This is a genomic window from Arsenicicoccus bolidensis DSM 15745 (assembly GCF_000426385.1).
Taxonomy (GTDB): Bacteria; Actinomycetota; Actinomycetes; order Actinomycetales; family Dermatophilaceae; genus Arsenicicoccus; species Arsenicicoccus bolidensis.
The window spans coordinates 108046-128427 of sequence record NZ_AUFG01000008.1 but is presented as its reverse complement, the minus strand read 5'-3'; the positions used below and the strand labels follow the sequence as shown (position 1 = coordinate 128427).

Here is a 20382-nt window from a genome sequence, read left to right as displayed (position 1 = left end):
GCTCACGGGTCACCGCCACCACCAACGGGTGGAGAACGCCACGCATGACGGTGGCGAAATCCACCCGTTGGCGCGCACCAGGCGTCGGGTGCGGCATACGGCCAGGACCGGCGTCAGTGGCTGAGGTCCTTGGCGCGGGTCTCCGGCAGCGTGAGCACCGTCGCGGCTGAGATCAGCAGCGCCACGATCGCGTACGTCGCGAACGCCCACCGCCACTCGACCGCCGCCGCGAGCCAGTTCTGCACGTAGGGGGCGGTGCCGCCGAACATCGCTATGCAGATGGCGTACGGCACGCCCACGCCGGTGGCCCGGACGTCGGTGGGGAACATCTCGGCGTACACGGCCGGCGCGATGGCGAGGTAGCCCGCAAGCAGGATCAGCATCACCGAGATCGCCAGCGCGAGCTGCCACATGGTGTGGCCGATGAGCGCGGTCATGGGGATGTAGAGGACCGCCGAGCCGAGCAGCGCGATCAGGATGGGGATCTTGCGGCCGATCCGGTCGGACACGAGACCCCACACGGGCAGCGCGAGGATGAAGACGGTGTTGCCGATGATCGAGGCCCAGAAGGCGTCGGTCTTGTCGAACTTCAGCACCTTGATGGCGTAGGCCGGGGTGCTGACGGACCACACGTAGTAGGTGATGGTCAGGCCCATGGTCATGCCGATGACCTGCAGCGCCTGGCGCTTGTGCCGCCACACGCCGGCGAGGACGTTCTCGCGGGGGGCGGCGTCGTCGCCCACCTCCTCCTCGAAGATCGCGGACTCCTCGAGCCGGGTGCGCATCCACAGGGCGAACAGGCCGAGCACCGCGCCGAGGGCGAACGGCACGCGCCAGCCCCACGCGCCCATCTGCGCGTCGGTGAGGGTGGTCTCGAGGATCAGCCCGAGGAACATGCCGATCAGCAGGCCGACGGTGCCGGAGACGTAGATCGACGACGCCCAGAACCCGCGGCGCTCGCGGGGTGCCTCCTCCGCGAGATAGGTCTGGGCGGAGGGCAGCTCGCCGCCGTGCGCCAGGCCCTGCAGCAACCTCGCCACGAGCAGGATGACCGAGGCCCACACCCCGACGGCGTCATACGTCGGGGCCAGCGCGATGAGCAGCGAGCCGACCGAGGCGAGGACGACGGCGACCATGAGGGAGTGCTTGCGCCCGATGCGGTCCGCGAGCCAGCCGAAGACGTAGCCGCCGAACGGGCGGGCCACGAACCCGACCGCGAAGATCGCCAGCGTGGACAGGAACGCCGAGGCGGGGTCGGCCTTGGAGAACAGCTGCGCAGCGATGTACGTCGCGAACGTCGCGTAGACGTTCCAGTCGTACCACTCGAGGGCGTTGCCGACGCCGGTCCCGAGCAGGGTCTTGGTCCGGCTCGGCGCCGGCCGTCCGTGGGTGGTGGAGGTGGCGGGTGTGCTCACGGGGGTGTCCTTCGTGGTGGGGAGAGCGGCCGTATGCCGGATGCTCCCCCATCCCACCCTCCCGTCAGCCGAGCGGTCACGCCAGGACGGGGGAACGTCGTCGAAAAGTGACCAGCCTGTGCGGGGTTCGGGTCTGGCGGGGCGGCATACGGGGTAGCCGGAGAGGAGCGCCGGACCAACCCGCAGGAGGCAATCGTGCCCGAGCAGACCGACTCCATCGCCGCCGGACGGCGGACCGCACCCCGACGGCTCGTGCTCGTCCGCCACGGGCAGAGCCTCGGCAACGTCGCGGACGCCGAGGCGCGCAAGGCGGGTGAGGGCCGGCTCGCGATCGACTTCCGCGACGCCGACACCCCGCTGTCCGACCTCGGCACCGAGCAGGCGACGGCGCTGGGCGCCCACCTCGCCTCCCTCCCCGAGGAGCTGCGCCCCGAGGTGATCCTGTCCTCGCCCTACGCCCGGGCGCGCGGCACCGCCGAGACCGCGCTGCAGAAGGCCGGCCTGGACCACTCGCTCGTGCTGGACGAGCGGCTGCGCGAGCGGGACCTGGGGATCTTCGACGGCCTGACCGGTGACGGCATCCGCGCGGAGTACCCCGAGGAGGCCGAGCGCCGCACCAAGGTCGGCAAGTTCTACCACCGGCCCCCGGGCGGCGAGTCCTGGTGCGACGTGGCCCTGCGCGTCCGCAGCGTCCTCGCCGACATCCGCCAGGAGTACGCCGACGAGCACGTCTGGATCTTCAGCCACCAGGCCGTGATCATGAGCTTCCGCCTCGTCCTGGAGGGCCTCGACGAGGAGGGCATCATCACGATCGACAACGAGACGCCGCTGCCCAACTGCTCGATGACGTCCTACGACCGGGCCGAGGACGGCTCGCTCGAGCTCGACACCTATGCCGAGACCGCTGCGCTCGAGGACGCCGGCACGCAGACCACGCACGAGGAGCCGGTCGCCAAGGACGCGGACCGGTGAGCCGGCAGCCCGAGGTCGTCTCGTCCGGGCTGCTGCGCGACTGGGAGCTGCCCGGCCACGGCGGCGACAAGGAGAGCAACGGTCGCGTCCTCGTCGTCGGCGGCAACGTCCGCATGCCCGGCGGGGTCGTCCTCGCCGCGGAGGCCGCGCTGCGCGCCGGCGCCGGCAAGCTGCAGATCGCGACGGTCGAGCCGCTGGCGGTGCCGATGGCGATGGCCATCCCCGAGGCGTATGTCGCCGGGCTGCCCGCCGACGAGGAGGGCAACCTCGCGCCCGAGGCCGCCGACGAGATCGTGGACCTGGCGCAGGGGTGCGCCGCGGTGCTGCTGGGCCCCGGGATCATGTCCCCCGAGGCGTCGGTGGCGCTGCTCGAGCAGGTCGTCCCGCGCCTCGACGTGCCCGTCGTGATCGACGCGCTGGGGATGGCCTATCTGACCGAGCACCAGGACGGCGTGCAGCACCTCGACGGTCGAGTCATCCTGTCCCCCAACACGACCGAGCTGGCGCACACGCTCGGCGAGGACGACGATGCCGTCTCGGAGGACCCGATCGGCGCCTCGCTGCGGCTCGCGCGCCGTGCCGGAGCCGTCGTGGTGTCGGGCGCGTCCACGACATACGTCACCACCCCCGGCACCCGGGCGACCGCGGACCTGTGGGCCGTCCAGACCGGGGGTGAGGGCATGGCCGTCAGCGGCTCCGGCGACGTCAAGGCCGGCGTGCTGGTCGGGCTGCTCGGCCGCGGTGCGGAGCCGGCGCAGGCCGGGGTGTGGGGCGCCTACGTCCACGGTCGTGCGGGCGAGCGCCTGGTCGCCGTGCACGGTCGCCGCGGCTTCCTCGCCCGCGAGCTGCTCGCCGAGATCCCCCGGGCGCTGGCCGAGCTCGACGGGTGAGCGTCCTCCTCGGAACCTCGGGCTGGAGCTATGCCCACTGGGACGGCGTCCTCTACCCGCCCGGCATGCGTCCCGCGGACCGGCTCGCCTGCTACGTCGGCGAGCTCGAGACCGTGGAGCTCAACGCGAGCCACTACCGCTGGCCCCGGGACGCGAGCTTCGCGAGCTGGCGGCGGCGGTTGCCCGAGGGCTTCGTCATGACGGTCAAGGCGCCGCGCGGCCTGACCCACGCCAAGCGCCTCTACGCCCCCGAGCGCTGGTCCGAGATCATCGCCCGCGGCCTGCACGAGCTGCGGGGGCGCCGGGGACCGCTCCTGCTGCAGCTGCCGCCCACGATGGAGCGGGACGACGCGCGACTGGCCTACGCGCTCGAGGCCCTGCCGCCCTGGATCGAGGTCGCCGTGGAGCTGCGGCACGAGTCCTGGCACCGCGAGGAGGTCTTCGCGCTGCTCGAGCGGCACGGCGCCGCCTACGTCGTCATGTCCGGGGCGCACCTGCCGTGCGTCCTGCGGGCGACGTCGCCGCTGGTCTACGTGCGGTGGCACGGCCCCAGCCACGACCACCTGTATGCCGGCAGCTACGGCGACGCCGACCTCGACTGGTGGGCCGATCGCATCCGCGAGTGGCAGGGCGCGGGGCACCGCGTGCTCGGCTACTTCAACAACGACGGGCACGGTCACGCGGTGCACGACGTGCGTCGGCTGCGCGCCCGCCTCGGCGTCTGACCCCACCCCCGCCGGCCGGTCACTTCCCACCCCACTTCTATTGCTGCTGAGTTGCATTATCGTATGGGGATGGCCATCGACATCCACCGCGCGACGACGCCGCAGGACCTGGCCGGCGCGCGCGAGCTCATCCTGACCAGCGTCCACGACGACCAGGGCTACGGCTTCCAGCCGCAGTGGCACTGGGACCTCGACCACCTCACAGAGGTGTATGTCGACAACCCCCGGCAGGCGTTGATCGTCGCCGTCGACGGGGACGCCGTGGTCGGCACCTGCGCCGCGCGGATCGGTGGCCCCGCGAGCCCGCCGCACCCCGCCTGGCTCGCCGATCGCTACGCCGACCGGGCGAACGTGGCGCAGCTGGTGCGTCTGGTCACCGACCCGCGGCTGCGCCGCCACGGCATCGGCCGCCGCCTCGTCGACGCCACCATCGCGTTCGTCCGCGCCGAGGGCGGGTATCGCGTCATCTACCTCCACACCAACGCCAAGATCCCCGGCGCGCTCGAGTTCTGGCGCGGTGCGGGCCTGGTCGAGACCTATGACGCCCGCGGCGACGAGGGGGACGATCGTTTCGAGACGGTCCACTTCGAGCTGCCCCTGCACGCGACCGTGCCCGCCTGATCCCGAGTCGGCGACCGGCGGCACGGCATACGGCCCCGCTCCCTCCGCATGCCGAAGGCCCCCGCCGGACTCCGAGGAGTCGAGCGGGGGCCTTGGTCACCCGGTCGGGCGCGTCCGAGCCAGGAAACCGGCCCTGACCAGGGAGATCAGCTAGCGTCGAGCACGGTCGGCCAGCTGCCACCGACGGTGGGGTCCTGGCTGGTGGGCCAGCTGCCGCCCACCGTGGGGTCCTGGCTCGTGGGCCAGCTGCCACCGACGGTGGGGACCAGAGCGAAGGCTGCGAGGGTGAGAACGGCGATGGCGCGAGTGGCCTTGGCGATCATGATGGGAATCTCCTACTGGCGGGGGGATGCGGCAAGCGGTACGTTACTCGCGTTGTCAACAGTTGGGAATAGGTCATGAGCGACGAGAACGGTTTCGGAGTAGCGCTGCGCGCGGCGAGGGTCGCGGCCGGCCTGTCCCAGTCGGAGCTGGGGGAGCCGGAGTTCTCCCGCAGCTACATCTCCCTCGTGGAGTCAGGGCACCGCGCGCCGAGCCGCGAGATCGTCGAGCACGTCGCCGGCAGGCTCGGCCTGTCGGTCGAGCACGTCCGGGCCTGGGCGCTCGCCTCCGGCAAGCGCGGCGACGCCCGCGCCGCGGTGCTGCAGACCGAGGCGCTCAGCGTCCTCACGACGCACACCTTCGAGGGTGCCATCAAGGCCGCGTCCGACCTGCGCGACTTCGCCCTCGAGGCCGACCGCCTGGACCTCTGGTGGACCGCCGCGCTGATGGACCTCACGCTGCGCATCGAGAACGACTTCGCCGACCAGGTCGTCGAGCAGGCCCGCACCCTCGTCGACCACTGGTTCACGCAGCAGTCCACGATCCTGCAGGGTCGGGTGCGCACGGTCCTGTCGGTCGCCCTGCGCGTGACCGGCGACCTGGAGGGGTCCGTCACCGAGGCCCGGGCCGCCGTCATGGCCTTCCGCACCACCCCCACCTGGCGCTCGACCGGCGTCGCCGCCCTCACCGCGCTCGTGTCGGCGCTCGGGCAGCAGCACCGCTACAGCGACGCGATCAGCTGGGCGCCGGACCTCGCCCGCGGCGCCCAGGATGCCCCCAACCGGCTCGAGGCCGGCAACGCCTACTGGGCCCTGGCCAACCTCGCGCTCTCGACCGGAGACCCCGAGGCGGGGCTCAGCTACTACGACCAGGCCATCGCCGCCATCGACCCCGACGGCCACCTGCGCCGCTGGGGCCGGGTGCACCGCGCCGCCGCCGACTTCCGCCTCAAGGCCGACGTCGATCTCGACGCCGTACCCGCGCTGCTGGCCAAGGCCTCGACGGCGTTCTCGCTCAGCGCCGCTCGCAGCGACCAGGTCGAGCTGGAGCTCGTGCAGGGCAAGTACGCCTGCGCGACGGCCGACTGGGCCGAGGGTCGGACCCGACTGCAGCGCGTCCTGGAGGACGGCCACCTGCTCGCCGCCTCCGACCTGGCCGACGCCCACCACCACCTCGGCACGGCGCTGGGTGAGCTCGGCGACCACCGCGGGGCGGCCGAGCACCTGCAGGAGTCGGTGCGCCTGCTCCTGACGCTGACCTCCACCAACGCCGGCCCCGCCTGAGCCACCGCGCACCGTCACCACCTGTCGCTGCGGACTCACTCTGAGTCGCCGAGCTGACAGTTTGTGTCGACACGCACACCGTCGCGCCATTGGTCACCACTGGCGTTTGTGAACGATCCAAACCGGTCCCCAGACGCCATTGGTGACCAACGGCGGGATGACGCGCAGGCGCCATTCGCTCGAGTGGCCGATCTTCGGGTTGCAAGCCGAAGGTCTGTGCGCAACGCGAACCCTTGGGGGATGTCGCGTCCGAAACTGACCAGTCGGCGGGAGGCCCCGTCAGGAACTGACCAGTCGGCGAGGGGCCTCGTCAGGAACTGAGCAGTCGGCGGGGGTGAGCGGGGGTGAGGGGGGAGTAGGACAGCGACCACGTCCCGTCGGCGCTCGCGTCCACGACCGCGCCGACGCCGAATCCTTCACGGATCAGGGCGGGTTCGAGCACGGTGCGGGGTGGGCCGGACGCGAGCAGGCGGCCGCCCGACATCACCAGCACGTGGTCGCAGTAGCGCCCCGCCAGGCCGAGGTCGTGCAGCGAGACCACCACGGTCCGCCCGCACGAGCGCAGGTGCTCCATCAGCTCGAGCTGGTGCCGCACGTCCAGGTGGTTGGTTGGCTCGTCGAGCACGAGGTATGGCGTCTCCTGCGCGAACGCCCTGGCGAGGTGGGCGCGTTGACGCTCGCCGCCGGACACGTCGCGCCACGATCGCAGGGCCACGTCGGCGATGCCGACCTGCTCCATGGCGGCGGCCACGACCTGGTCGTCGTGCACGCTCGGACCCCGCCAGCGGTCCTGGTGCGGGGTGCGCCCGAGGCCCACGACGTCGACGACCCGCAGGTTCGCGGCGACCTCGACCACCTGCTCCACGAAGGCGATCTCGCGGGAGCGACGCCGCGGCGACCAGCGGTGCACGGGGTCGCCGTCGACGAGCACCACGCCCGAGGAAGGGCGGCGCAGGCCGACGAGGCAGCGCAGCAGCGTGGACTTGCCGCTGCCGTTGGCGCCGACGAGACCGACGACGCCACCGGCGGGGAGCACGTCGGTGACCCCCTCGATGATCGGACGGTCGCCTACGCGCCAGGTCACGCCGCACAGGTCGATGCTCACAGGTCACCCCTCGTCGCATGATGGCCAAGAAGATCGGGACGCCGATCAGCGCCGTGCACACCCCCACGGGGATCTCCCTGGGGGAGAAGGCGACCCGGCAGATCGCGTCGGTCACGACGAGCAGGACGGCGCCGAGCAGCGCACTCGCCGGCACCAGCGCCCGGTGCAGGGGACCGACCACGAAACGCATGGCGTGCGGCACGATCAGCCCCACGAAGCCGATGGCCCCCACGCTCGCCACGGCCGATGCGGTCACGACCGACGTGACGACGAGCAGGACGAGGCGCACGCGGTGCACGTCCACGCCGAGCGACGAGGCCGTGTCGCCACCCAGGGCGAGGGCGTCGAGGGCCCCGGCATACCAGCTGATCACGGCGAGGCCGAGCAGCAGCACGACCGCCCCGGTCGCGACCGTCGCCCAGCGCGCGGAGCCCATCGACCCGAGCAGCCAGAAGGTGATGGCGCGGGTCGCCTCGGCGTCGCCCGCCGCCATGAGCACGAGCGAGGTGATCGCCGAGAAGAGGTGGCCCACCACGACACCGGTGAGCACGACGCGCATGGAGTCCAGGCCGCTGCGCCGCAGCAGCAGGAGCAGCAGGCCCAGCGAGAGCAGCGCCCCGACGACCGCTCCCCCGGTCAGCCCGATCGCCAGCCCCACCCCCAGCACCGCCACGACGACGGCGCCGGTGGAGGCCCCCGCCGAGATGCCGAGGAGGTAGGGCTCGGCGAGCGCATTGCGCGTCAGCGCCTGCAGGGTGGCGCCGCACACGGCCAGCCCGGCGCCGAACACCGCCGCGGCCAGCACGCGGGGCACCCGCAGGTCCCACAGCACGGCGTCGACGGTGGCCGGGACCGGCTGCGAGGGCAGCCCGACGTGCGCGGCGAGCACGTGGAGGACCTGGGCATAGGTGATGTCGGCGGCCCCGAGGCGCAGGGAGACCACGATCGCCAGCGGCAGCGCGACGAGCCCGAGGGCGCCGCAGGTCAGGAGCGTGCGGGTGCGTCCGGTGGCACGCGGCGTCGGCGAGAGGGAGGGCGATGCAGAGCCGTTCGGCGGCGAGGCGTCGCGCTCCCGCAGGGCGGTGGCCGTCATCGCACCAGCCCCCGGCGCACCAGCTCGTCGCGCAGCTGCGTCAGCGTCCGCGTCCACCGCACCGAGGTGTCCATCTCGACGCCGGGCACCGCGAGGAAGCGGCCCTCCTTGACCGCGGTCATCTGCGCGGTCGCCGGGTTGGACCGCAGCTGCGCGATCTTGTCCTTGGCGGCGTCCCCGGGACGCCCCCGCTCCTCGAGATCCGCGACGACGATCAGGTCGGGGTTGCGGGCGGCGAGCTGCTCCCACTGCACCTCGGGCCAGTGGTCGTCGACGTCGTCGAAGACGTTGACCCCGCCGAGGAGCCTGGACATGGCCGAGGGCAGCCCGGCGCTGCCCGCGACGTAGGGCTGCCCGTCGTAGGCCGAGTAGATCCACAGCACGCGCGGGGCCGCGCCCGTCGGCCGGTGCGTGCGCGCCTCCGCGACCGCGGCGCGCTGCTCGGCGACGAGCCTGTCGGCGCGGGCCTCGACCCCGAAGAGGCGCCCGAGGTTGCGGTAGTCCGTCAGCTGCGCCTCGATCGGGTCATGGATCGTCCGCGCTCCCTTGGGGCACTCGGACTCGTTGAGATAGGTCGCGATGCCGCGCGCGGCCAGCTCGTCGCGGGTGCCGGAGCGGTCCTTGGCGAGCAGGCTCTCGTACGGCGAGTAGACCAGGTCCGGCCGCGCCGCGAGGGTCTGCTCGGGCGTGAGGATCTTGGGGTTGAGGACGGGGACCTTGTCGTATGCCGCCCGCCACTGCGGCAGCACCGAGGTCTTGATGTTGGAGGTGCCGGCCATCCGGTCCTGCAGGCCCAGCGCGAGCAGGGTCTCGGTGGCGCTCTGCTCGGTCGTCACGGCCCGCTGCAGGGGACCGTGGGTCGTGACGTCCCGGCCGCAGTTGCGGACGGTCACGCCGGCCCCGCCTGCTGCCGGGGCACCCGCGCCCCCAGTGCCGCCCCCGGTGTGCGCACCGCTAGCCTCGGACGAGCCACCTTGTCCACCAACGACGTTGGCCGAGCCGCAGGCCGCGGCGGCGAGCGCGGTGACGAGGGTGAGGGCGAGGGTCGGGACCGGTCGGCGCAAAGGGACATCCTTCTAGGCGGGGTGGACTTCATGCAAGTGATAAGCCTTATCATTCTTACCATGACCCGCCGTGACGTCTCGCACCGCTCCCTGCTCCGCGACGGGCACTTCCTCCGCCTCTGGACGTCCTCGACCTGCTCCGGGGTCGCCACGTGGGCCCTGCCCTTCGTGTTGGGGGTGGGCGTGGCCCAGGGCCGTTGGGGCGCAACGACGCTCGGGCTGGTGCTCGCCGTCCGCAGCGCCGGGTTCCTGGTCGTGATGCCGCTCGCCGGGGTCGCGGCCGACCGGCTGCCGCACCGACGCGTGGTGCGGGACGCCGGGATCGTCGCGGCCCTCGGCACGGTCGTCCTCACCGCAGCCCTCGCCCACGACCAGCTCGCGGCGTCGCTCGCGGCCGCCGCGGCGATCGGTGCGGGCCAGGCCACCTGCCGCCCGACCTTCCAGGCCATGGTGCGCGAGCAGGTGGCGCCGGAGGGCTGGCAGCAGGCGAACGCCGCCATGAGCCTGTCCGTCCGGGTGGCGACGCTGCTCGGCCCGGCCCTGACCGCGCTTGCCTCACAGCGGATCTCGTTGACCTGGATCCTGCTGGCCACCGCCGTGATGTGGGTCCTGACGGCGGCCCTGCCGCGAGGCGGCGACCCCACGAGCGGGCGGGCCCGGCATACGGGCCAGGGGGTCGACGCCGTCGAGCCGGGACAGCGCGCAATCACCCCCAGCGACGCGGCCGGCACGCGACGTCCAGGACCGATCGCCCTGGCCCGCGTGGCCGCCCACGACCTGCGCGAGGGCGTGCAGGAGGCGCGACGGCACCCGTGGTTCGTGGCCGGGCTGGGCGGGTTGCTGCCGGTCATGGCGCTCGGCTGCTCCGCGACCAGCGTCGCGCTGCCGCTGGTCTCGCGCGACCGCTTCGGGGGCGAGACGGTGCTCGCCGTCGCCTTCACGGCCTACACCGTCGGCGCGATCGTGGGGGCCGCGCTCGTCGCACGCTGGCGACCGACGAACGTCGGCTGGTGGGCCTTACCGGGCTCGGGGCCTACGCGCTCGTGCCGCTCGCGCTGGCGATCTCGCCGTCACCGGTCCTGGTGCTCGCGGCGTACGCGCTCGGCGGCATTGGCATCGAGGTGTTCAACGTCCCGTGGCTCACGGCCACGCAGCGGGAGGTCCCGCCCGAGCGGCTGGCGCGGGTGACGTCCCTGGACTTCGTCATGTCCTACGGCTGCGCGCCGCTCGGCCTCGCGCTGCTCGCCCCCGCCATCAGCGCGTGGGGCCTGACCCCGGTGCTGCTGGGCTGCGCGGCGGCCTGCGCCCTCGGGGCCGCGCTGGCGGCGACCCGGAGGACGAGCCGGACGCTGGGCAACTCGGTCAGCGTCCGACTCGGTCAGCACAGGGCCTTGAGCGCCGCCGCGACGGCGACGTCGGGCATCGGCTGCTTCGTGAGGTCGCTCGGGGGAAAGAACCGGCCGGTGAGGGACGCGGACGCCGCCCGGCGACCGTCGCGGGTGCTCACCGACGCCGAGTGGGTGCCGTAGGTGGTGCCGTTGTGGCCGTAGACCCGCCTCGTGCTCGCGTTGGTGCCGCCCTTGCCCTTGGGGGTCTTGCCCTTGGGGGCCGCGTAGCAGGGGTCGGGCAGCGAGTAGACGCCCAGCCCATAGGACATCGGCGTGGCGCTGCGCGGTCGCAGCATCTGCTCCAGGCTGCGCTTGGACGTGAGCTCGCCGCGCATGAGGGAGGTCATGAACCGGTTGAGGTCGTCGGGCGTGGAGACCGCGGCCCCCGCGGCGCCGAAGAGCGTGGCGTTCTGCCGGAAGCCCACCACCTTGGGGCCCTCGACGTAGTACTCCGTCAGGGAGTTCGTGGGCATCCACCGCTCCTTGGCGTAGAACGTGCCCTTGAGGCCCGCCTTGCGGAAGACGCGCTGGGTGAGCAGGTCGCTGATGCTCTGACCGGTGCGCTTCTGCAGCAGCTGGCTCAGCACGAGGTAGTTGGTGTTGGCGTAGCGGAAGGCAGCGCCGGGCTTGCCCACCTGCTCGGTGAGGGCGAGTCGGATGAGGCTGTGGTCGGTGTGCCGGCGGGCGAAGGACTGCTCGACGGTGAGCTTCATCGCCTGCTCCTGCTTGGCCAGCGGCAGGACGTAGTCCGGGAGCCCGCTGCGGTGACTGAGCAGCTGCTCGATCGTGATGTCGCCGTGCCCCGGCAGCAGCCCGGGACAGACCTGGTCGACCTTGGTGTCGAGGCGCAGCCTGCCCTCGTCGACGAGCTGCATCACGACGGTCGCGACCATCGGCTTGGTGATCGAGCCGACGCGGACCCGGTCGGTGGGTCGGGCGGGGACGCGCGTCGTGGTGCTGCGGACGCCCGCTGCGGCCGACCAGGACCGGCCGTCGCGGGTCGCCGCAGCGACGACCCCACGGCGCCGGCGCGGTCGAGCTGGTCGACGGACGCCTGCAGGACCCGCTGCGGCGAGGGCTTGCGGGCGTCGGCCAGGTGGGTGGGCTGCGGGGCGGCGACGGCGGGTGCCGCTGCGGCCCCGGTCGACGCGATCAGGGTGAGGACGGTGCCGGCCATGATCGTCCGGCGGGCGGTGCTGCTGCTCATGACGTCTCCTTGGGTGGTCGGTGTGCCTCCACCCTCGCCGGAGCGTCCTGACCCGCGCCTCCCCCGCAAGGATGAGATCGCGGACGCCCGGTCCACCCACCCGGAGGAGGGGGTGACCGAGCGCCAAGGGTGTGCGACGCAGCGCGTCAGCCGGCGCGCCGCGTCAGCCCACGCGTCACTCAGCCCCCAGACCGATCCGGAGGTCAGCCGGCGTTGATCCCCTGGGTCAGGCCCTCGGCGTTTCCCTCCTCGTCGGACTCGCCGGGCGTCTCGGGGTCGCCCGAGGTGGGCTCGGGCACCTGCTCGGTGGGTTGCTGCCCGGCCGGCTCGCCGCCCTCGTGGCCACCCTGGTCGTCCACACCCGTGTCCTGGTCCGCGTCCGGGTAGGCCGGACGCTCGTCCGCGCTCTGGCCCGCGCCGGTCGGGTCGACGTCGTGGAAGGGCCCCTGGTCGGGCTGCGTGGTCTGGTCCGTCACGTGCGGGTTCTGGTCGTTGTCGCTCATGCGACCTGGCATACCCCGCCGCGTCGGGGGTCACCCGCTGCGGCCGGGGCGGGCGGCATACGGTGGGGGCATGGATCTCAAGCCTGCCTCCGACGTGTCCACCGCACCGCTCACCGCGCTCGGCCTGGCCGGCGGCTTCGCGCTCGCCCGCGAGACCGGCATCCGCCCGCTCGGCGGCGTGCTGCTCGGCGCCTGCGGCCTGCTCGCGGGGCGCACCTGGCTCGCGCGGACCGACCCGGGGACGACGGCCGTGCTGGCCGTGACCTACCTCGGCGGGTTCGTCGGGTCGCACCGGCTGGCCAAGAGCATCGGCGCCTGGCCGGCGGTCGGTGTCGTGACGGCGGCCTCGGCCGCCGCCTCCTGGGCGCTCTGCGACGCCCGCGACTGAGCTCTGGCCCCACCCCGAGCCACCCGGCCCAGACCGCCCAGACCGCCCAGACAGAGAGACCGTATGCCGCTTCCACCGCCCCTCACCGGTGACGTCCTCGTGGTGTCTCCGCACCTGGACGACGCCGTCCTGTCCTGCGAGACGCTGATCGGTCGGGCCGGGCCCCTCGACGTCCTGACGGTCAGCACCGCCCGCCCTACCACGGTGATGGTCACGGAGTGGGACACGCTGTCCGGATTCCGAGACTCGGACGAAGCCATGGAGGTCAGGCTGCTGGAGGACGAGGCGGCGCTCGCGGGGACGCCCCACCGGCGGCAGCACCTCGGCCTGCTCGACCAGCAGTACCTCCCGAGGGGCGAACGACCGCCCGAGGACGCCGCCACCCTCACCGCCTGGGTCGACGCCTGGCTGACCGAGCACGAGGGCGGCCTCGTGCTCCTGCCCACCGCGACCGGGCTCCTGCCGGACCCGCCCCCACCCCGACGACCGTTGGTGGTGCGGGCGGCTCGCCGCCTGGCCCGAGCGGGGCTGGAGGCCGGGCTGGAGGCGGGGCACGGCGGCATACGACTGGTGCGTGCGGCCCTCTCGAGGGGAGAGGCGCGACGGACCGCCGAGCCATCGACCATCGAGCCGCCCGCCATCGGGGGCGCCGGCGTCAACCCCGACCACCGGTGGGTGCGCGACACGCTCACCGAGCACCTGGCGGGACGTCTGAACGGGCGCCTGGCCGGTCTCGGGCGAGGGGGCTCGGCGAGGTTCGGCTACTACGAGGACGTGCCCTACGGGTCGGCGCGGCCGGGGCAGGACGAGATCGACGGGCTGGTGGAGCGGCACGGGTTCGCCGTCCAGCGGCTCGAGGTGCCGGTGGACCGGGTCGCCAAGGCGCGCCGGATCGCGTGCTACGCCACCCAGATCGCCCCGCTGCGCTTCGGCCCCCATGGGCTCGACGAGCCGGAGGGCCTGCCCGAGCTCGAGCGCTACTGGCTGACGTGACCACCTGAGGACGTTCTCCGACCGTTTCCTGCGACTCCGTGCACGGTCGTGCACCCCGGTCGTAGGCTTGTCGTCAGGGGGTGGTGTCCATGCCGATCGTGGTGGGCATTCCGACGTACAAGCGCCCCGAGCTGCTGCGGGGGCTGCTGCTCGAGGTGACGAAGCAGGCCGAGGGCCAAGCGGTCTCGGTCGTGGTCGCCGACAACGACTGCGACCCGGCCGTGGCGCGGGTGGCCGAGGAGGTCGGGGCGACGACCAGCGTCCCGATCACGGTGCGGCCCGTCCCCCAGCGCGGGATCTCGCAGGCGCGCAACGCCCTGATCACCGCCGCCTACGAGGTCGACCCGGACTGGGAGCACCTCGTGATGTATGACGACGACGGCCTCCCCGAGCCCGGCGCCCTGATGGCGCTCGTGGAGTGCGCCCGCCACTACGACGCCGACTGCGCGAGCGGACCCGTCGACATGGGGGTCACCCCCGACTACCCGACGCTGGTGCGGTCCTACCTGCACGCGACGTCGGCACCACGCAAGGAGGGAATCGCCGAGTCGCTCGACGGGGGGCAGAACCTCCTGCTCGCACGGCGGCTCGTCGACCGGCTGGACGCGCCGTGGTTCGCCCCGCACCGGGGACTGTCCGGGGGCGAGGACTTCGCGTTCTTCCTGAGGGCGCGGGCGCTCGGAGCGCGGTTCGTGTGGTGCCCGAGCGCGATCGTGCACGAGCCCCTCCCGCCGGACCGGCTGAGCAACCGCGCCGCGCTGCGCCGTGCCTTCGAGGAGAACGCCGCCAACGCCGACACCGAGGTCGAGTTCTTCGGCTACGTCCACACGCTGGTGGCGCTCGGGCGATCCCTGCGGTGGCCCTTCGTCAACGTGGCCGGGGCCCTGCACCACCGTGACGTCGAACGCCTGGCCGGGGTGGCGGTGTCGCTGAGCGGCATGGCCGGACGAGCCGCCGGCCTGGCGGGCCACCGGCCCAAGCCCTACCTCTGACGTGTCGTGCGGCGTCGACCGCCCGGCAGCCGCAACGGGTGGACCTCGTCACCGTCATGCGTGACCTTCTCCACCCGTTGGTGCTCGCCGTGGCCCGCGAGCCGCGCCCCGTCATCGCGGCGATCCGCGGACGGCGCACCAGGCGGTGGCAGTGATCCGCGAGGCGCGCGCCGTGGTGGCAGTGACCCGACGGGTCACTTCGAGCTGTCAAACCGCCTGCTCGGCGGCTCGACGCGCCCTGGCGGGTCACTTCCTGTCGTCGGCGGCGGCGGGGCGGCCGGTGCGACATACCCGCCGCGGGTAAAGGCATCGACCTGCCGAACGAAGCCCGGCTGATGCCTCTGCCCGCGGTAGGTCAGGTGGCGGACTGCTCGGCCAGGGCCTCGTCGGAGCCCGGCGTGTGCCTGCCGCGCAGCGAGACGCCCTTGGTCTCGATGGTGAAGAACAGCGCGACGAGTCCGATGAGGCAGGCCGCGATCATGTAGTACGCGGGCCACTGCTGGTCGCCGGTGCGGTCGATGAGGTACTGGTTGACGAGCGCGGCGGTGCCGCCGAAGAGCGACGTCGCGATGTTGTAGCCCAGCGCCACCCCGGCGTAGCGGACGTGCGTGGGGAACATCGCCGGGAAGGTCGCCGAGATGGTGGCGAGCTGCGGGATGTAGGCCAGGCCGAGGATCGCGAATCCCGCGATGGCGCCGGCGAACCCGGTCTGCATCAGCTTGTAGCAGGGCAGCGCGAGGATGGCGATGCCCGCGAGCGAGAACAACCAGCTGGGCTTGCGGCCGAACCGGTCGGACACCTTGCCGGCCAGCGGGAGGAAGGCCATCATCAGGAACTGGCCGAAGATCGGGACCAGCAGCGCCTGGCTGGGGGTGAAGGCCAGCCCCTCGAGGTAGGTCGGGGTGTAGGTCAGCAGCGTGTAGTTGACGACGTTGAGCGCGAGGACCAGGCCCATGAGCTTCATCATGGCGCCGAGGTGCTCGGTGAAGAGCTCCTTGATCGTGCTCACCATGCCGCGGTGGGAGTGCTGGTGCTCCTCCTGCTCCGCCATCTCGCGGAAGACGGGGGTGTCCTCCATCTTGGACCGCAGGTAGATGCCGATCAGGCCGAGCGGGCCGGCGATGAGGAAGGGGATGCGCCAGCCCCAGCTGTGCATCTGCTGGTCGTTGGTGAGCTCGATGATGCCGAGCATGAGCAACGCGCCGAGGTTGAACCCCGCCAGCGTGCCGAACTCCAGGAAGCTCCCGAGGAAGCCGCGCTTGTGGTCGGGGGCGTACTCCGCCATGAAGGTCGCCGCACCGCCATACTCCCCACCGGCGGAGAAGCCCTGCACCATGCGCAGCAGGTAGAGCAGGACCGGCGCCCAGATGCCGATCGAGGTGTAGGACGGGATGAGACCCACGAGCACCGTTGCGCCCGCCATCAGGATGATGGTGGTGGCGAGGACGGCCTTGCGTCCGACCTTGTCGCCGAGCGGACCCCACACGAGACCGCCGAGGGGACGCATGAGGAACGAGACGGCGAAGCCGCCGAGGGTGAAGATCATCGCGTTGGTGGCGTGCTCGGGGAAGAGCGCGGCGGCGATGTAGGCCGTGCCGTAGGCGTAGATGCCGTAGTCGAACCACTCCACCGCGTTGCCGATGGCGGAGGCGCCGATGGCCCGCCGCAGCAGGCTCGGGTCGATCTCGGCAGGCGCGTGACCGTCGCCGCGACCGTGGTCCTGACCGGCCTCGTGCGTGTGTGCCCCCATCAGGACCACCTCCAGCATCTCCGCAGGGAGAAGTCGTTGGATTGTTGACAATCTGACGTTAGCGGGTGGTTTGCTCCCAGGAAAGGGGTCGGACGGAACTTTGTGGGCGGCAGCGAGGGGTGGCTGGACCGGCGGGCACCCTGCGCGCACCCGGGGGCGAGGACGTCTCACCCTGCAGCACGAGACGAGCGCGGCGCCCCGAGACCATCACCAGCGCGCACCGGCGCCGAGGACGTCTCACCCTGCAGCACGAGACGAGCACGCCACCCCGAGACGGGGTCAGGGCTGAGCAGGGCGACCGCTGCCGGCGGCGTCCCCCGCGTGGCCCAGTCGCTCCAGGCCGTCCCGCATGTGCTCGCGCATCAGCCGGTCGGCGAGCTCGAGATCCTCGGCGAGGATCGCGCGGGTCAGCGCCTCGTGCTCTGCCACTCGGTCCTCCGCCGCCTGGAAGGTCGGGTCCATGCGGGTCAGGCACATGCGGATCTGGGTGATCAGGGACGCGTGCATGGCCCGCAGCCGACGGCTCCCCGACAGGCGCACGAGCGCGACGTGCCAGCGCATGTCGGCGCTGGCCGCGCCCTGCGGCTCGGGGTCGCGCATCTCGCGCACGATGTCCAGCAACGAAGCGGCCTCGGCGGCCCGGCCCTGCGTGATGACCTGCTCGACGGCGGCGCGCTCGATGGCCTCGCGGGCGAGGTACATGTCCGTGATCTCGGCCTCGTCGAGCTCCATGACGAACAGCCCGCGGTTGCGGTGGCTGACCAGCAGCCCCTCCTGGGTGAGGCGCTGCATGGCCTCGCGCAGCGGCCCCCGGCTCACCCCGAAGCTGGCCGCGAGCGCCGCCTCGCCCAGCTGGTCCCCCGGCCCGAACACCCCGGTGGCGATCGCCTCGCGCAGCCGCGCGGCGATCAGGGAGGGGGTGGAGTCCTGCACGATCGGGGTGAGGGAGTCGTCGGGCCGGGCGCGCCTGGGCATGGGAGCCATCCTCTCAGCGCGACCTGGTGGTCGACCCACCTGCCAGTCGTATGACGAGGAGGGCGTAGGCGCGCGCCGCCGCCACCAGCTCGGCGACGGCGACGGACTCGTCCCGCTGGTGGGCCTGCTCGCTCACGCTGCCGGGGCCGAGGACCACGGTGGGGATCCCCAGGTCACGCGCGACGAAGCCACCGTCACAGGCGGCCGTCCACACGTCGACGTCCCCGGACCACCCGACCGCACGCGTCGCGTCGACGCAGGCCGCGACGAGCGGGTGGTCGTGCACGGTGCGGAAGCCGGGCATCTCCATGGTCACCGCGATCTCGACGTCGATGCCGTCGCCGGTGATGCCGGCCTCGTCGACGCGGCGGGCCAGGTCGGTGGCGATGGTGGCGGGGTCCTCGCCCGGCATGAGCCGGCGGTCGAGCCACAGGTGGCAGGAGGGGGCGACGATCGACGTGCCGCGTCCGCCCTCGATGCGCCCGGCGTTCCAGGTGCCCGAGCCGAGCGGGTCGTCGGCGGCAGCAACGAGCCGTTCGTGGTCGGCACGCACGAGGTCGAGGATCCGCGAGGCGGCGTCGATGGCGTTGCGCCCGTCGGACGGGCGACCGGAGTGGGCGGGCACGCCCGTGACCTCGACCTCGAGGTAGGCGTCACCGCGGCAGGCCACCACCACGTCGAGGTCCGTGGGCTCGGCCACCACGCAGGCGGTGTAGCGCCCGGGCAGCCGGTCGGGCTGGGCGACGAAGTCGCGGATCCCGATGTCGAGGTCCTCCTCGTCGACCGTGCAGGCCAGCGTCACAGGACCGGTCAGCTCGACCCCTGCGCGGCGGACCGCGTCGAGGGCGACGAGGACGGCGGCGAGCCCGCCCTTCATGTCGGCGGACCCTCGCCCGACGAGCCGCCCGTCCACGACGGTGGGCTCGAAGGGGTCGGTGGACCACCCGGGGCCGGCGGGCACGACGTCGGAGTGACCGACGAAGAGCAGGCCCTGACACTCGCCTGCGTCGTAGACCTTCGGGTTGCAACCCGAAGGTCTGCGACCAGCCTGAGTGGTGGAGGCCGCCACAGACGTCTCGAGGGTGGCCACGAGGTTGGGGCGGTCCGGGGCGACCTCCCAGGTGTCGACGGTCAGCCCGCGCTCCTCGCATGCCGCGCGCAGCACTGCGACGCCAGGCCCCTCGGTGCTGCCGGGGTTCTCCCCGCCCGCGCGGATCAGCGCGCTCGCGAGGTCGACGAGGGCGGCCTCGTCGACGAGCTCCAGCACGCGTCGCTCGGTCTCGGTCAGACGGGCGGCCTCAGACGGACGAGCGGCGTCGGGCATGGGGCCGGCCTGCGGCGTGCGGGCGGGGTCGGGGCCAGGGGCCGCCTCCGGCATACGAGCGGGGTCCGGCCTGGGGGCGGTCTCCGTCATACGGCAGGCCCCTGCGCGCGGGCCCGGTCGAGGGCGCGGGCCAGCCGCTCGATGCCGACGTCGGTGCGCTCCGGCGAGGTCGAGGCGAAGCAGAGCCGGAACGCGTCGGCGAACTGGCCCGACGGCGACAGCGCCGTGCCGGGGATGAACGCCACGCCCTCGGCCAGCGCGATCTCGAACAGCTGCTGGCTGGAGACCTGCGCGTCCTCGCCCTGAAGGGTCACCCACAGGAAGAACCCGCCCTCGGGGTCGGTGGTGCGCACCCGGTCGCCGAGGTGGCGGCGGATGGAGTCCTGCATGGCGTCCTTGCGCTTGCGGTACTCGCTGCGCAGGCCCTCAAGGTGCGCCTCGAGCCCGCCGGAGCGGATGAAGCCCTCGACGACGTGCTGGTTGGGGACGTTGGTGCAGGTGTCCATGGCCTGCTTGGCGTTGATCAGCAGCTGGCGCAGCCGCGGGTCCGCGTCGACCCAGCCCACCCGCAGGCCGGGCGCCAGGATCTTGGAGAACGTCCGCACGGAGAAGATCAGCGGGTCGTCGGGGCTGAGCTGGTTGAAGCCGCGCACCGGCTGACCGGCGAACCGCAGCAGGCCATAGGGGTCGTCGTCGACGATCACGGAGCCCCACCGGTGAGCCAGCTCGATCATCCGGACGCGTCGCTCCTCGGACAGGGTCACGCCGGAGGGGTTCTGGAAGTTGGGGATCGTGTAGATCGCCTTGGGCGTGCGCCCGGTCTCGTCGACGAGGCGCTCGAGCTGCTCCACGTCCATGCCGTCGTCGTCGCAGGGCACCTCCAGCAGGTCCGCGCCGTAGGCGAGCGCGGTGCCGGACCCGTTGGTGTAGGTCGGCGACTCGACGACGACGAGGTCACCGGGGTCGACATACAGCTTGAAGGCCAGGTCCAGGCCCTGCATGCCGCCGGAGGTGATGACCACCCGCTCCTCGCGCACGGGCTCGTCGGTGCCGGCGGTGACCGCGACCAGCGCCTCGATCAGGCCGGGCTCGCCCTCGGTCGCGCCGTAGGTGTAGGAGCCCTCGTCGTGCGCCTGGGTCGCCAGCTGCTTGAACAGCTCGACCGGGATCACCTCGGGCGCGGGCGCGCCCATCGCGAACCGCACGATGTCGTGCTCCTGCGCCGCGAGCAGCGAGGTCGACGAGTCGATGACGGACCCGACCAGGCCGTCCGCGCGCCGGGCCAGGGGCTGCAGCCCCTCGGAGGCGGGCCCGACGAGGCCGGCGGTGGGCTTGGGGCCCAGGCCCTCGATGGTCGTGAGCATGTGCTGCCT

General features: G+C 72.8%; 19 protein-coding genes and 1 pseudogene. 9 read left to right on the top strand and 11 right to left on the bottom strand.

Annotated elements, in window-relative coordinates:
• Positions 1–113: 113 nt before the first annotated feature.
• Positions 114–1415 (bottom strand): MFS transporter, encoded by a 1302-nt coding sequence (locus K313_RS0106740; RefSeq protein ID WP_029210969.1) that lies wholly within the window; start codon positions 1413–1415, stop codon positions 114–116.
• Between the two features lie 195 nt (positions 1416–1610).
• On the opposite strand from K313_RS0106740, the gene K313_RS0106735 reads away from it, so the two are divergent.
• The 4 genes from K313_RS0106735 (at position 1611) to K313_RS0106720 (ending at position 4623) form a co-directional block, all read left to right on the top strand.
• Positions 1611–2387 carry a histidine phosphatase family protein gene (locus K313_RS0106735; RefSeq protein ID WP_029210968.1) on the top strand — a complete coding sequence of 259 codons (777 nt, stop codon included), beginning with the start codon at positions 1611–1613 and terminating at the stop codon, positions 2385–2387.
• Positions 2384–3277: an NAD(P)H-hydrate dehydratase gene (locus tag K313_RS0106730; protein WP_029210967.1), complete on the top strand. Its 894-nt coding sequence runs from the start codon at positions 2384–2386 to the stop codon at positions 3275–3277. The genes K313_RS0106735 and K313_RS0106730 overlap by 4 nt, the downstream gene beginning before the upstream one ends.
• Positions 3274–4002 (top strand): DUF72 domain-containing protein, encoded by a 729-nt coding sequence (locus K313_RS0106725; RefSeq protein ID WP_029210966.1) that lies wholly within the window; start codon positions 3274–3276, stop codon positions 4000–4002. The genes K313_RS0106730 and K313_RS0106725 overlap by 4 nt, the downstream gene beginning before the upstream one ends.
• A 69-nt stretch (positions 4003–4071) precedes the next feature.
• The gene (locus tag K313_RS0106720; RefSeq protein WP_029210965.1) at positions 4072–4623 is read left to right on the top strand and encodes a GNAT family N-acetyltransferase; all 552 of its coding nucleotides are present in this window, start codon (positions 4072–4074) and stop codon (positions 4621–4623) included.
• A 146-nt stretch (positions 4624–4769) separates the two neighbouring features.
• On the opposite strand, the gene K313_RS23400 is transcribed toward K313_RS0106720, so the two are convergent.
• Positions 4770–4946, bottom strand: coding sequence for a hypothetical protein (locus K313_RS23400; protein ID WP_019287500.1), 177 nt, complete (start codon positions 4944–4946; stop codon positions 4770–4772).
• Between the two features lie 75 nt (positions 4947–5021).
• Here K313_RS23400 and K313_RS22220 point away from each other — a divergent pair, with 75 nt between their 5' ends.
• Positions 5022–6227 carry a helix-turn-helix domain-containing protein gene (locus tag K313_RS22220; protein ID WP_029210964.1) on the top strand — a complete coding sequence of 402 codons (1206 nt, stop codon included), beginning with the start codon at positions 5022–5024 and terminating at the stop codon, positions 6225–6227.
• Positions 6228–6537: 310 nt separating this feature from the next.
• Here the strand turns inward: K313_RS22220 and K313_RS23395 are convergent, their stop codons facing one another.
• From K313_RS23395 to K313_RS20310, 3 genes and pseudogenes are all read right to left on the bottom strand, one after another.
• Entirely contained in the window at positions 6538–7332 is a 795-nt protein-coding gene (locus tag K313_RS23395) for an ABC transporter ATP-binding protein (RefSeq protein WP_029210963.1), read from the bottom strand.
• Between the two features lie 70 nt (positions 7333–7402).
• Positions 7403–8425 (bottom strand): annotated as a pseudogene (locus K313_RS23390) (FecCD family ABC transporter permease); the annotation flags it as partial.
• Complete coding sequence (locus K313_RS20310) at positions 8422–9489, bottom strand: ABC transporter substrate-binding protein (protein WP_029210961.1); 1068 nt, start codon at positions 9487–9489, stop codon at positions 8422–8424. The pseudogene K313_RS23390 and the gene K313_RS20310, both read right to left, overlap by 4 nt.
• 60 nt (positions 9490–9549) lie before the next feature.
• Here K313_RS20310 and K313_RS20305 point away from each other — a divergent pair, with 60 nt between their 5' ends.
• Positions 9550–10677, top strand: coding sequence for an MFS transporter (locus K313_RS20305; RefSeq protein ID WP_205621829.1), 1128 nt, complete (start codon positions 9550–9552; stop codon positions 10675–10677).
• Between the two features lie 190 nt (positions 10678–10867).
• Here the strand turns inward: K313_RS20305 and K313_RS24175 are convergent, their stop codons facing one another.
• Positions 10868–12184, bottom strand: coding sequence for a serine hydrolase domain-containing protein (locus K313_RS24175; RefSeq protein WP_205621828.1), 1317 nt, complete (start codon positions 12182–12184; stop codon positions 10868–10870).
• A gap of 103 nt (positions 12185–12287) precedes the next feature.
• On the bottom strand, positions 12288–12587 hold the full coding sequence (locus K313_RS0106675; RefSeq protein ID WP_029210958.1) for a hypothetical protein: 300 nt from the start codon (positions 12585–12587) through the stop codon (positions 12288–12290).
• 70 nt (positions 12588–12657) lie between these two features.
• Between K313_RS0106675 and K313_RS0106670 the strand changes: the two genes are divergently transcribed.
• From K313_RS0106670 to K313_RS22210, 3 genes are all read left to right on the top strand, one after another.
• Positions 12658–12975 (top strand): hypothetical protein, encoded by a 318-nt coding sequence (locus K313_RS0106670; protein WP_029210957.1) that lies wholly within the window; start codon positions 12658–12660, stop codon positions 12973–12975.
• 63 nt (positions 12976–13038) lie between these two features.
• Positions 13039–13968: a hypothetical protein gene (locus K313_RS22215; protein WP_029210956.1), complete on the top strand. Its 930-nt coding sequence runs from the start codon at positions 13039–13041 to the stop codon at positions 13966–13968.
• Between the two features lie 89 nt (positions 13969–14057).
• Positions 14058–14960, top strand: coding sequence for a glycosyltransferase family 2 protein (locus K313_RS22210; RefSeq protein ID WP_156911189.1), 903 nt, complete (start codon positions 14058–14060; stop codon positions 14958–14960).
• 355 nt (positions 14961–15315) lie between these two features.
• On the opposite strand, the gene K313_RS0106650 is transcribed toward K313_RS22210, so the two are convergent.
• From K313_RS0106650 to K313_RS0106635, 4 genes are all read right to left on the bottom strand, one after another.
• Positions 15316–16710, bottom strand: coding sequence for an MFS transporter (locus K313_RS0106650; protein ID WP_029210954.1), 1395 nt, complete (start codon positions 16708–16710; stop codon positions 15316–15318).
• Between the two features lie 279 nt (positions 16711–16989).
• On the bottom strand, positions 16990–17685 hold the full coding sequence (locus K313_RS0106645; RefSeq protein WP_029210953.1) for a GntR family transcriptional regulator: 696 nt from the start codon (positions 17683–17685) through the stop codon (positions 16990–16992).
• Between the two features lie 13 nt (positions 17686–17698).
• Entirely contained in the window at positions 17699–19099 is a 1401-nt protein-coding gene (locus tag K313_RS0106640; RefSeq protein WP_240483947.1) for a M20 family metallopeptidase, read from the bottom strand.
• Positions 19096–20373, bottom strand: coding sequence for an aminotransferase-like domain-containing protein (locus K313_RS0106635; protein ID WP_029210951.1), 1278 nt, complete (start codon positions 20371–20373; stop codon positions 19096–19098). Before K313_RS0106635 ends, K313_RS0106640 begins: the two co-directional genes overlap by 4 nt.
• Positions 20374–20382: the final 9 nt, after the last annotated feature.

Coding starts and splice junctions, on each gene's coding strand:
- K313_RS20305 (WP_205621829.1), top strand. CDS start 9,550: ATGACCCGCCGTGACGTCTCGCACCGCTCCCTGCTCCGCGACGGGCAC.
- K313_RS0106675 (WP_029210958.1), bottom strand. CDS start 12,587: ATGAGCGACAACGACCAGAACCCGCACGTGACGGACCAGACCACGCAG.
- K313_RS0106640 (WP_240483947.1), bottom strand. CDS start 19,099: ATGACGGAGACCGCCCCCAGGCCGGACCCCGCTCGTATGCCGGAGGCG.
- K313_RS22210 (WP_156911189.1), top strand. CDS start 14,058: ATGCCGATCGTGGTGGGCATTCCGACGTACAAGCGCCCCGAGCTGCTG.
- K313_RS0106670 (WP_029210957.1), top strand. CDS start 12,658: ATGGATCTCAAGCCTGCCTCCGACGTGTCCACCGCACCGCTCACCGCG.
- K313_RS0106720 (WP_029210965.1), top strand. CDS start 4,072: ATGGCCATCGACATCCACCGCGCGACGACGCCGCAGGACCTGGCCGGC.
- K313_RS23400 (WP_019287500.1), bottom strand. CDS start 4,946: ATGATCGCCAAGGCCACTCGCGCCATCGCCGTTCTCACCCTCGCAGCC.
- K313_RS0106645 (WP_029210953.1), bottom strand. CDS start 17,685: ATGCCCAGGCGCGCCCGGCCCGACGACTCCCTCACCCCGATCGTGCAG.
- K313_RS22215 (WP_029210956.1), top strand. CDS start 13,039: ATGCCGCTTCCACCGCCCCTCACCGGTGACGTCCTCGTGGTGTCTCCG.
- K313_RS0106650 (WP_029210954.1), bottom strand. CDS start 16,710: ATGGGGGCACACACGCACGAGGCCGGTCAGGACCACGGTCGCGGCGAC.
- K313_RS0106635 (WP_029210951.1), bottom strand. CDS start 20,373: ATGCTCACGACCATCGAGGGCCTGGGCCCCAAGCCCACCGCCGGCCTC.
- K313_RS22220 (WP_029210964.1), top strand. CDS start 5,022: ATGAGCGACGAGAACGGTTTCGGAGTAGCGCTGCGCGCGGCGAGGGTC.